This is a genomic window from Pontibacter populi (assembly GCF_040278685.1).
GTDB classification, from domain to species: Bacteria; Bacteroidota; Bacteroidia; order Cytophagales; family Hymenobacteraceae; genus Pontibacter; species Pontibacter populi.
Window position 1 is genome coordinate 1 of record NZ_JBEOKT010000010.1, and the last position, 11,884, is coordinate 11,884.

The 11,884-nt window shown below is 43.3% G+C and carries 8 protein-coding genes; 6 read left to right on the forward strand and 2 right to left on the reverse strand.

The window, feature by feature from the left end; genetic code table 11:
* Positions 1 to 30: 30 nt before the first annotated feature.
* The 6 genes from ABS362_RS12060 to ABS362_RS12085 all read left to right on the forward strand — a co-directional run bounded on the left by ABS362_RS12060 (position 31) and on the right by ABS362_RS12085 (position 5,777).
* A complete protein-coding gene (locus ABS362_RS12060) occupies positions 31 to 1,215 on the forward strand; it encodes a c-type cytochrome (RefSeq protein ID WP_434086524.1) in 1,185 nt (394 codons plus the stop codon).
* A 272-nt stretch (positions 1,216 to 1,487) separates the two neighbouring features.
* Entirely contained in the window at positions 1,488 to 2,891 is a 1,404-nt protein-coding gene (gene ccoG / locus ABS362_RS12065; protein WP_350412734.1) for a cytochrome c oxidase accessory protein CcoG, read from the forward strand.
* Positions 2,892 to 2,911: 20 nt separating this feature from the next.
* Positions 2,912 to 3,385 carry a FixH family protein gene (locus ABS362_RS12070; protein ID WP_350412735.1) on the forward strand — a complete coding sequence of 158 codons (474 nt, stop codon included), beginning with the start codon at positions 2,912 to 2,914 and terminating at the stop codon, positions 3,383 to 3,385.
* A gap of 2 nt (positions 3,386 to 3,387) precedes the next feature.
* Positions 3,388 to 4,119, forward strand: coding sequence for a sulfite exporter TauE/SafE family protein (locus tag ABS362_RS12075; protein WP_350412736.1), 732 nt, complete (start codon positions 3,388 to 3,390; stop codon positions 4,117 to 4,119).
* A 338-nt stretch (positions 4,120 to 4,457) separates the two neighbouring features.
* Positions 4,458 to 4,823, forward strand: coding sequence for a Crp/Fnr family transcriptional regulator (locus ABS362_RS12080; protein WP_350412737.1), 366 nt, complete (start codon positions 4,458 to 4,460; stop codon positions 4,821 to 4,823).
* Positions 4,824 to 4,949: 126 nt separating this feature from the next.
* Positions 4,950 to 5,777, forward strand: a complete 828-nt coding sequence (locus ABS362_RS12085; protein ID WP_350412738.1) for an ion transporter — start codon at positions 4,950 to 4,952, stop codon at positions 5,775 to 5,777.
* A gap of 23 nt (positions 5,778 to 5,800) precedes the next feature.
* Here ABS362_RS12085 and ABS362_RS12090 read toward each other — a convergent pair whose 3' ends face one another.
* On the reverse strand, positions 5,801 to 10,102 hold the full coding sequence (locus ABS362_RS12090; RefSeq protein WP_350412739.1) for a PAS domain S-box protein: 4,302 nt from the start codon (positions 10,100 to 10,102) through the stop codon (positions 5,801 to 5,803).
* A 251-nt stretch (positions 10,103 to 10,353) separates the two neighbouring features.
* Positions 10,354 to 11,712, reverse strand: a complete 1,359-nt coding sequence (locus ABS362_RS12095) for a sigma-54-dependent transcriptional regulator (RefSeq protein WP_350412740.1) — start codon at positions 11,710 to 11,712, stop codon at positions 10,354 to 10,356.
* Positions 11,713 to 11,884: the final 172 nt, after the last annotated feature.

Consider the following 11,884-nt stretch of genomic DNA (forward strand, 5'->3'; position numbering starts at 1 on the left):
AGGAGTAAGACAATGAGCTCTTTAAAGAAAATGATCAGAAACAGCAGCCTGGCATTTGTAGCCGGATTACTGCTGATGGGCAATGCCGCTCAGGCGCAGGATGCCATAGCCGGTAAAGCCATATTTGAAGGTAACTGTACAGCCTGCCACAGCATAGATGCTGATGTAGTTGGCCCGGCCCTGAAAGATGTTCACAAACGCCGTGGCGATGAATGGCTGGTGAAGTTTATTAAGAACTCCCAGGAACTGGTTCAGGCAGGCGATAAGGATGCCGTTGAGGTTTATGAGAAATTCAATAAAGTGCCGATGCCTGCTTTTGGAACGTCACTTTCTGATGAGGATGTTGCTAACGTAATTGCCTTTATTAAAGCAGAAAGCGAGAAGCCAGCTGAAGTAGTAGCTGAAGTCCCTGCAGCACCTGCCGCCGATGCCAACGCTGAAGCAGCTGCAGAAACCGAAGTAGCTTTTATGGATCTTCCTCCGGTTTTATTGTTCACATTCGCGCTGGCTGCTGTCATTATCCTGTTAACCATTTTGGTGTTGGTAATGATGTTCCGCCTGTTCGTGCCAATGCTGGGTGACTCTATTTATGATGAAGATTTCCGTTCTTCTTTTGCAGGCAGAGTATTGTTTTTAGTGCGCGGTGATGCTACATTAGTTACAGGTAAGGCTAAGAATGAGATACACTCAAACCACGATTTCGATGGTATACAAGAATATGACAACGATCTGCCGCCTTGGTGGAAAGCAATGTTCTATGTATCTATAGTTTTTGCGGTGGGATATATGCTGCACTACCATGTGTTTAAAACAGGTGCTTTGCAAACCGAAGAGTACGAAGTGGAAATGCAGGAAGCTGCCCTGATCGCTGCTAAAAATGTAGATGACCCGAATGCAGTAACCAATTATGAAGTATTAACGGAAGCTACGGCACTGGAGTCTGGTAAGGCGTTATTTAACACAAACTGTGCTGCCTGCCACGGCCAGGATGGACAGGGAACTGTAGGGCCTAACCTGACTGACGAATACTGGTTACATGGTGGTGACGTGAATGACATTTTTAAAACAATAAAGTATGGCGTGCCGGCTAAAGGTATGGTGCCTTGGCAAGGTAAGCTTACAAAAGACCAGATACTCGAGGTATCCAGCTACATCCTGAGCTTGCAGGGAACAAACCCGGCAGGTGCGAAGGAGCCGCAGGGAGAAAAGATGTAAGTATTGATTTGAAAACGAGAATTAAAAAGTCGCAGACACTTAAACGATAGTGTTTGCGACTTTTTAATTTCTGGTAGGCCTTGTAACCGCGGCTATAGTTAAATCAACAACTATAGTTGATTTCAATCACCATGGTTTATGACTTAAGTCATCTTTTTGCAGGGCTTGTTTTCGGAATTTTGTAAAAGCAGATTTAACAGATCTCTACAATAACTATATTTTTTATACATACATAACAGGCAGGACTAATCTCCGCACAAATTACCACTGCCATGGCACTTAAAACTAAACCAACCGATGAATTTCGGGACCACATCTCAACTGTAGATGACCAGGGAAAACGTATTTGGGTGTACCCCAGAAAACCGAAGGGCAAACTATACGACTACCGCAAATATGTAAGTTATCTGCTGCTGGCGCTTTTGTTTGCCGGACCTTTTATAAAAATTAATGGCTTGCCCCTGCTCATGCTGAATGTAGTGGAACGCAAGTTTGTGATCTTTGGCGTATTGTTTTGGCCCCAGGACTTCTTCATTCTTGTGGTAGCCTTCCTAACGCTGGTTGTCTTTATTATCCTCTTTACGGTGGTATACGGCCGCATCTTCTGCGGCTGGGTTTGTCCCCAAACCATTTTCCTGGAAATGGTCTTCCGCAGGATAGAATACGCCATAGAGGGAGATTATAATAAGCAGCGCGCCCTCGACAGGATGCCCTGGAACACAGAAAAGATATTAAAGAAGAGTGCAAAGACAGCCGTTTTTCTGCTGATCTCTTTTGTTATTTCGAACCTGTTCCTGGCGTATGTTATAGGGATTGACGAACTGCAGAAAGTCATAACCGAAGGACCATTAAACCACATGGTTGGCTTTGGTGCCCTGCTCGCATTTACTGGCGTATTTTACTGGGTATTTGCCTCGTTCCGGGAGCAGGTTTGTACTATAGTTTGCCCTTATGGCCGTTTGCAGGGTGTAATGCAGGATAAAAAGACTTTGGTTGTAGCCTACGACTACGGTCGTGGCGAACCGCGTGGTAAGTTAAGAAAAGGGCAGGAGCGCACTGAGGGTGACTGTATAGATTGTAACCAGTGTGTGCAGGTTTGCCCGACAGGTATCGACATCCGTAATGGTGCGCAGCAGCTGGAGTGCATTAATTGTACGGCCTGTATTGATGCTTGTAACGATATTATGCGCATGATCGATAAGCCCGAAGGTTTGATCAGGTATGAATCAGAAGAGGCAATTGAGACCGGTAAAAAGTGGACCTTCTTTACCTCGCGGGTTATGGGATATACTGCTGTGCTGGCAATACTTATGACAGCACTAACAACTTTGCTGTTAACCCGCGATGAAGCAGAAGCAACTATACTGCGCACACCGGGCCAGCTTTATCAGAAAACGGAGCAGGGCCATATTAAAAACCTTTATAACATTTCTGTTATCAATAAGACCAACCACGACATGCCGCTTACATTAAAGCTGCTGGATAAGAGTGGAACTATAAAAGTTATAGGTAACGAGCTGATATTGCCGGCTCAGGGTATTGCAGAGGGCGTTTTCTTTACGGAAATAGCGAATGAAGACCTGACGGGTATGAATTCTGAAATTGAGATCGGGGTGTATCACGGGGATGAGCTGATCACTACCACCGAAACCAAGTTCTTAGGGCCTGCAAATTAATTATCAAAGGAGATATCATAATGAAAGATACAGCTAATAATAAAAGTTTCACGCTTTGGCCTTATGCCATTGTGGTATGTATGATCTTATTTATGGCTTACATTGCCATGTTCGTGTACAAAGCTATGAAACAGGATGTTGGCCTTGTAAGCAAGGATTATTATGAGCAGGAAATTAAATACCAGGACCAGATAGAGCGTGTAAAACGTACACAGGCGCTCGGCGATGTGATGGTGAACTATAGCGCTGAAGACAAAACAGTGTTGCTGCAAATGCCCGCCACTTACAGAGAGAAAAACCTGACTGGCACCATTACACTTTTCCGCCCGTCAAACGACAAACTTGACAAGCAGTTACCACTGGAACTGGGACGTGACCAAAGCCAGTTGCTAGACACTAAAGACCTTGAAAGTGGCATATGGAAAGTACGTGTGAGCTTTAGTGACGGCGAAGAAACATTTTACTCAGAGAAAACAATCCAGATACAGGAATAGGCATGATCTGGGCTGGGTTCATATTCGGAATTGTAGGTAGTTTCCATTGTGTAGGGATGTGCGGCCCGATAGCAATGGCACTGCCCTTTGTCGGGAGTACCGGCTGGCAATACTATGCCGGCCGGCTCCTGTACAATAGCGGACGTATAGTTACATATGCGTTGCTTGGTGCATTAGCTGGTGCGTTCGGAGAATCGCTTCAAATGGCTGGTCTGCAACAAACTGTTTCTATTGTTTCTGGTATCCTGATTCTTTTACTACTGGTGCTTCCTGCTGCTATAAAAGGTAAATCTGCCAGCCTACTTGGTACGGATAAATTAATGATCTGGGTGAGACAAAAACTGGGATACTATTTCCAGAAGAACTCGCTGGGTGCTTTGTTTATGGTCGGTCTTTTAAATGGCCTGCTGCCGTGTGGTTTTGTTTATATTGCCTTAGCGGGAGCTATCAGTGCACCTGGCATTACCGGGGCTATGCTTTACATGGCTTTGTTTGGGTTAGGCACTTTTCCGTTAATGTTTCTGGTTTCTTTATCAGGTAAGCTCATAAGCCTGAAAGTGCGCGGAATGTTTAACCGGTCTGTCCCCTATATTGGCATGACGCTGGCTATCCTGTTTATAGTTCGCGGACTTGGGTTGGGTATCCCGTATCTGAGCCCTGAAGTGGTGGAAACCACTAACCATAAAACCGAAATGAGCTGCTGTACTAAACCGGTAGCTGCCAAAACGGAATAACGTAAAACCTTTTCTCTTCCATAATTTTTCATTTCAAACTACAGTTCCTAAACTGACATAAGTCACTCAGCCCGGTGACCTAACTCACTGCATGGCATATGCATGTGCAATACCTTTATAGCGTTAAACAGACGAAGTTTAGGGAGCCGGTTGCAGCACTACTGGACTAGCTATATTTTAGCCAGTATGTATAGACGTTAATGCGCATTGCCTTAAAGGAAAATCAGCTAAAGGCGATTGAAATGGTGCTTAGAAAGTAATTATACTTCTTAGTTAACCATTTTTATTTTTGTACCAGAATGGTAGATTGTTTTCGCATATTTTAATCAAAGCTGCATATGTTGTTCAGGAAGATGATAGAAGAAGGACAGGTGAGAGGTAACCTTAAAAAAGTAACTCCTGATACTTGCTTATTTGAATCCGGAAGCCCTAATAAAGAGCTTTATTACCTGATTACAGGTAGTGCGCAGGTTACGCCTGTAACGGGTGTGCCACGAAAAGTGCAGGCCGGAACCCTTCTTGGCTTGCCAGACCTGATGCGGGATAACTATAGCTACACAGTCGTAACTACAGAACCTACCGAAGTACTGTGTATCCCGAAAGAAGAGTTGCAGCAAATGTTACAGGTAGATCCTGCTTTACGCCTTTACCTGATACAACAGATGAGTAAGCACACCATGCTTACCTCCACATCATACGAATAGAAAACAAGTGCTGAATTTAATTGAAAGCCACTGTAATCGCAGTGGTTTTTTTGTGTTCTTAAGCTATAGTTGGCCTGTTTAAAAACCGGGCGTATAAAATTTAATAGTTTGCCGTATAAGGTGTTGATGAAGAAAAGACCAATATCACTTAGAAGTAAATTATACAGAATCATCTTCGAAGCTGAGACAACATCAGGAAGGTTATTCGATATATTGCTGTTGGTATTGATTCTTGCCAGTGTTACAGTAGTTGCCCTGGAAACCGTCGTTTATCTCAGGAGATCTCATCTGGCTTTATTTTACAAACTTGAATGGGCTTTTACCATATTGTTTACCATCGAGTATCTGCTCCGCATCTATAGTTCACCAAAGCCCCTTAAATATATCTTTTCTTTCTTTGGTCTTGTCGATCTGATCTCAATCATACCTACTTATATAAGTCTGTTTATTGTTGGGGCGCAATATCTGCTGGTAGTAAGGGTGCTAAGGTTGCTCCGTATAGCCCGAATATTTAAGCTAACACATTTTATTAACGAAGGCCAGGTGCTATCAAGGGCGCTAAAGGCAAGTTTAACCAAGATCTTCGTCTTTCTTGGAACAGTATTACTGGCTGTAGTTATAATTGGCTCTTTAATGTATATGGTTGAGGGCGCAGCCAGTGGTTTTACAAGCATACCTAAAAGCATTTACTGGACCATAGTTACCTTAACAACAGTAGGCTACGGAGACATTGCACCAGTAACCCCACTTGGGCAAATACTGGCAAGTTGTGTCATGATACTTGGTTATGGTATTATAGCCGTACCTACCGGTATAGTTACCGTAGAGATGTCCAAAACCGATAGGTCAATGACTAATACAAAAGTCTGCCCCAATTGCCACAAGGAGGGCCATGTGCCTAATGCCAGCTTCTGTTATAATTGCGGCTGGGAGTTAAACAACCACAACTTATAAAGCATGCCTCTACTTAAAGTATATCAGACGATGTCTTTGGCTATTTCTTTTATAATGAGTTTTATATGTTCGTCAACAAAGGCGATCTGATCAGACACCTGTTTCAGGTTTATGCTTTTCTTGGCGTCCATTTCAATTTGTCTTACCACCGGTTGTAGCTGCTCAATACGAAGCGTATCAATTGTTGATTTTAACTTATGAGCTGCCGCGCTTACACCTGCCCAGTCCTGTTGCTGTTCGCAGTTTTTCAGCGTCGTTACTGTTTCCGGTATGGTCTGAATAAAGAGCTGTATCGTTCTGTTTATAAAGGCCTGGTTTCCGCGGGCGAGTTTCTGCAGCGGTTGCAGGTCATAAAGTGGCTGCTCTACTATAGCTGGAGCTATTTGTTGCGCAGCAGACTTTATAGGTCTTTTCTTAACCTTATCCGGAACCAGCGCAAATATCTTTAAATACAATGAATCTTCCTGGAACGGCTTCGAGATATAGTCATTCATACCAGCTGCCAGGTACCTTTCAGCATCGCCTTTAAAAGCGTTGGCTGTCAGGGCTATGATCGGAACATCGGCAATCTTTTTATCAGGGTTAGCCCGAATGGCCAGTGTCGCATCAATTCCGCTCATTTCCGGCATCTGTATGTCCATTAATATAACATCGTATGTATTTGCAACAGCCATTTTAACTGCTTCGCTACCGTTTTGTGCTACATCAACCGTAAAATTCCATCCTTCCAGTATAGACTGTGCCAGGAAAATGTTGATCTCGTTGTCTTCAGCTATCAACACGTGCAATGGCTCCAGGCTGTCAAAATCAATTTCGGCGTTGTTATCGTTAACGCGCTGATTATCTTTTGCTTTGTCGTAGGTTAGTGTAAACTTAAATGAGCTGCCTTTTCCTTCTTCGCTCTCCACCCAAATATTTCCGCCCTGCATTTCAACCAGGTTTTTACAGATACTTAAGCCAAGGCCTGATCCGCCATATTTTCGGGTAATGCTGGAGTAAGCTTGTGTAAAGCCATCGAAAATAATATCCAGTTTATTTTCCGGTATGCCTATGCCGGTATCCGCAACTTCAACTTCTAAGGTCAGGTTGTCTATCGTCTCCTTCAGGAGTCTGCACTTGAGCGTTACGCTTCCTTCGTCTGTAAACTTAATAGCGTTGTTTAACAGGTTTAACAAAACCTGGTTAAGCCGGTAGGGGTCACCTATAACAACAGGGCATTGCTCGTGGTATGCCTCAAAACTATAGCCTATCTCTTTTTCTTCGGCTTTATAAGTAAGTGTCTGGAAGGTATTACGGATTGCATCTCCGAGGTGGAAAGGTATCTGCTCCAGGTCCAGCTTACCGGCTTCTATCTTAGCAACATCCAGAATATCATTAATAACAACCAGCAGGTTTTCAGCAGATTGCCTTATAATCTTAAGGAAGTTATTCTGTGCATCATCCAGGTTTGTTTTCTGCATCAGCCCTGCCATACCTAATATACCGTTCATCGGTGTCCGGATCTCGTGGCTCATGTTAGCCAGGAAATTCTCTTTTACTTTTGCAGATTCTTCGGCCGCTTCTTTGGCTCGCTTCAGTTCCTGTTCGGTTTCCAGGCGGTCGGTTATGTCCTGGGCCAGGCCAATGATGTAAGCTGGTATGCCAGGCTCTTCTACTTTATAGTTCTGGTAATACAAGTAGCGCTCTTGCTTTTCCTTATTCAGGATACAAAGTACCCCTTCAACATTATTCGAGTTTTTAAACTTATCAATATACTGGTTAAAGTTCTCGCGGTGCGCTTCCGGAAAGAACGATCGGAGCTGATTACCTACCATCTCTTCTTCGGTATAGCCTAACACGTTTAACAGGTATGGGTTCACGGAAAGGATGGTACCTTCCATGTCGTGGGCACAGATGTAGGCCTGGCTATAGTTTATCAGGTCACGATACTTCTTTTCACTGTGTTTCAAGGCTTCAGCATTTTCGCGGCGTGCGCTTATATCGCGGGCCGATGACTGAACCTTAACCACATTGCCATCTGTATCAAGCAAAGGTTTCAGGTTGGTTTCCACCCAAACAATGCCTCCGTCTTTACGGACCAGCCGGTGCTCTACGTTCGTGTTTATTTTTTTCTCCAGCACATCCCTGAAGCCAATACGCAGTTGTTCGTAATCATCCGCATGTATCAAACGTTTAGGCACATTACCGATAACATCAGAAACGGCATAGCCCAGCATTTCCTCCACAGCTTTTGAAATAAAGATATAACGACCACTCAGCTCATGCAGGCTAATCACATCTTTAGAGTTTTCTGACAGCAGACGGTATAGTTCTTCACTATCTTTAAGCTGTTTATTTGCCTGGCGCTGCGCAGTAATGTCTGTAGAAATGCCAAGCACATTTACCTGGCCATCGCTGGTTACGAGCGGGCGTTTAATGGTTTTAAACCATACTTCGCTTCCATCCCGTTTCGTAAAACGCTCTTCAACTATAATTTCACGGTTTTCAGTTATAACCAGGCGGTCATTCATTTCGAAGTACGCTCTGTCATCCGGGTCAGGAAATAACGTATCGTTGTCTTTTTCCAGTAACTCATGCAAGGGCAACCCAAACAGATCGGCAACGCCTTGATTAGCAAGCTTAAACCTGCTTTCGCCATCTTTCACATAGATCAAGCTTGGGCTGGAATCCATCACAAGCCTGATAAAGTCATTCTGCTCTTTTGCTGCCAGTGCCGCCTTACGCTCCTCGGTCGTATCACGGATGATAGCTAATACCTGGTCGGTATTGTATTTAATTATTCTGCCCTCATAGTAGTGCAGGCCATTTTCCAATTGCAGTTCGTATTCGGTCCGTTCCGGGTTACCTGTTTCGATCACCTTTTTAATAAGGGCGAATATCTGCTTGTAAACTGGCTCCGGGAGCAGGTTTTTGATGTGAGAGCCGATCACATTCTCTTTCGGAACAAGCAAATGTATCTGCTCCACATTTTTCATGTCCAGGTATATACCATCCTTATCTATGATGAAAATAAGGTCAGGTATTGCGGCCAGCATAGCTCTGTTCTTCTCTTCGCTCTTAATTATCTTTTCCTGAGCGGTCTTCAGGTCTGTTATGTTCAGGCCATGACCAATGATCATTTTCAGATCACCATTCGGGTCAACTACAGGGTTAAGCTTACGGATGTGATGTGATACTTCGCCGGTTCTGGATATGATCTGTTCTTCAAATGCGACATAATCTTTACTCGATCGGGCAAGTTCTAAATGATAGCTTCGGGTCTTTAAACGCTCAAGGGGTACATTTCTATACCTACAGTATTCCTCATTGGTCTTGCCAACTATCCATTTGCGTAAGGCTGGGTCGGAGACTGCTACAGGGTTTACAAACAGGTACTGCAGTTGGTTATTGTAAACAGCAATATCGGATGGTATGTGATTCAGGATTCCTTCATAGAATTCCTTTTGCTCTACAAGGGCTTTTGTTTGTTCACGTAGTTGTGTTACATCCTGAGCGGAACCTATCACTTTTGTAACCTGGCCGTTTTCTTTACGCTTAAAAACGCTCTCTCGGCAAAACAGGTTTTTTTTCTCACCTTTTTTAGACTGTACAATGTATTCAACTTCACGCACTTCGCCATCCTGCGCCTGCAGCATGCCATAGGTGTGTTCATACATTTTTGGCAACTCCTCGGGTAACAGCAATGACATAAATACATGCCCTTTCATTAGAGCGATGTCCTGCTGGTCGTAGCCTAGTACCGTTTCGATGTGATCGTTAAGATAAACAAAGCGATCCTTCTCCAGATCGTAGATATAAACTATGTTTGGTACAGTATGGGTTATGTTGCGAACAAAGTACTGGCTCTCCTCAAGAGCAAGTTCTGCTTCGCGGCGCTCTGTAATATCGTTCAGGTAGATGTTAACATAGCCCTTTTCTTTAAGAGGAACTATAAACAGCAGGAAGTGCTTGCCCAGTAAATGAGACTGAAGCGTAACTGGTTTCCCGGCTTTACGGGCAGCATTTGCTTTACTTAATAATAAACGGGTTACTGCCGGAAGACGTTCTGCGGATATAGTTTGCAGAAAGTGTGACCCAGCGGCATTCAGATAAAGTATTTCAGACTGATCGTTTACTCGAAGAACAGGATCAGGGTATTCTTCCTGAATTTCTGATTTTAGCTGTGAAGTGGCAAGCGTATTATTCGCACTAGCTGATGCTATTGCTAATTTTAAATCATGGAGTTCTTTTTTGTTCTTTTCCGCTGATTCTTCAGCGGCCTGCCGCGCCTTCCGTTCTTTCTCTAACAACCTGAGCAGGGTAGCTACGTCGTTTAAAACTTCCATCTTATAAAATTTACTGCAAGTTAGGGCTTTTTAACATCATATTATTACATTTCAACAAACCTGTTAAGAATTAGTTTATTTGTAAATGATATTAACTGTGTAACCCAATATATTATTACTTATTAAGTGAGTAGCAGTGTTTTTTGTTGAATGAAGGAATGAATTTTAAAAGGGAAATCAGTTAGTTTAAGTAGAAACTTGTCTTTAAGCTATGTTGGTATAATACTATTAATGATTTACTGGCTTATAGTTTATTTTACCTTCAGTTCATTACTCTGTATCATGCGATATATGGTGGATTTACCGATGTCGAGTTTTTCAGCTACAAGCAGCACGTTGTAGTCATATTTATCCAGGAAATACTGGATAATGCGGGTGGTGTAAACTTTCAACGATTGCTCTTTCGCCAGGAAGTCTTTATTAGAGTTGCCAACCGATAGATTGATGTCCTGTTCCTGAATCTCGTCATGATCAGCAAGTACCATAGCCAGTTCAACTATAGCTTTTAATTCACGAACGTTTCCGGGGAAGGCATAAGAAAGTATTTTTTCCTGTGCTTTTGCTGACAGGCTTTTACGTGGAATGTTATTCTCTTTGGCAAACTCATCCATAAAATGGCGTGCCAGCACTAAAATGTCAGTACCACGTTCGCGCAGAGGGGGCAGGTTTATTGGCAAGCCAAGTAAACGGTAATACAGGTCTTCGCGGAACGTGCCTTTGCTTACTTCCTGTGCCAGATTTTTATGGGTTGCCACTATGATCCTGACATCTACTGCCACTACAGAATTGCCACCAACCCGGGTTATTTCTTTCTCCTGGAGTACGCGCAGCAATTTAGCCTGTAAGCTAATATCCAGTTCACCTATCTCATCCAGGAAAATAGTGCCTTTGTTTGCTTCCTCAAACCTACCGATACGACGCGCGGTTGCCCCAGTAAAAGCTCCTTTTTCGTGTCCGAACAGTTCACTTTCAATCAGCTCTTTTGGTATAGCTGCAACATTTACTGCCACGTAAGGCTGTTTTTTGCGGATGCCGTTGTAATGTATGGCTTTGGCTACCAGTTCTTTACCTGTTCCTGTCTCACCATTTATAGAAACCGTGATGTTAGTTTTGGTAGCTTTGTCCATCAGCGAAAATACTTTTTTGATGGCTTCGCTATTCCCGATGATCACTTTGCCGAAATCATATTTCTGGCCTATCTCTTCGCGCAGGTGGTCTATCTCTTCGCGCAACGATACGTTTTCACGAATCTTATTAATAGTGTTCCAGAGCCTCTCTGCAGTTTCTTCGTCTTTTACAATGTAATCGTAAGCTCCCTGTTTAAGCAGGGCTACAGCTGTGGCTACATCTTCCTGGCCCGAGATGATGATCACTTGCGTGTCCGGGTTGCGTTCTTTCACTCTAGCCAGCACTTCACCACCATTTTTATCAGGTAGCGAATAGTCTACTGTCACTACATCGGGTCTCTCGTGTAAGCTGGCAAAAAAGTCTTTAGCAGAATGGAATTTCTTTATTTCGTAGTCGGGGTTAAGGGCAAGATGATACTCCAGCAATTCGCTGTACCACACGTCATCATCCAGAATGAAGATCTTAAAAGGGGTGTTCTTCATGTATCGTTTAGGTACTGGTATACATCATCGTCAAATATACTATACAGAACGTTCTGCCAAAAATAATTTTGACATTTGGGAATACTTAGACTGATGCTTTAAAATTTAAGTTGAAGGTGCTTTCAGGCAGATAATTATAGTTTCAGGTGAAATGTGTAAAATTTATTTCACC

Bases quoted from the DNA above. Each gene is read 5' to 3' on its own strand.
- ABS362_RS12075 (WP_350412736.1), top strand. From the start codon at position 3,388: ATGATCTGGGCTGGGTTCATATTCGGAATTGTAGGTAGTTTCCATTGT.
- ABS362_RS12085 (WP_350412738.1), top strand. From the start codon at position 4,950: ATGAAGAAAAGACCAATATCACTTAGAAGTAAATTATACAGAATCATC.
- ABS362_RS12060 (WP_434086524.1), top strand. From the start codon at position 31: ATGATCAGAAACAGCAGCCTGGCATTTGTAGCCGGATTACTGCTGATG.
- ccoG (WP_350412734.1), top strand. From the start codon at position 1,488: ATGGCACTTAAAACTAAACCAACCGATGAATTTCGGGACCACATCTCA.
- ABS362_RS12080 (WP_350412737.1), top strand. From the start codon at position 4,458: ATGTTGTTCAGGAAGATGATAGAAGAAGGACAGGTGAGAGGTAACCTT.
- ABS362_RS12070 (WP_350412735.1), top strand. From the start codon at position 2,912: ATGAAAGATACAGCTAATAATAAAAGTTTCACGCTTTGGCCTTATGCC.
- ABS362_RS12090 (WP_350412739.1), bottom strand. From the start codon at position 10,102: ATGGAAGTTTTAAACGACGTAGCTACCCTGCTCAGGTTGTTAGAGAAA.
- ABS362_RS12095 (WP_350412740.1), bottom strand. From the start codon at position 11,712: ATGAAGAACACCCCTTTTAAGATCTTCATTCTGGATGATGACGTGTGG.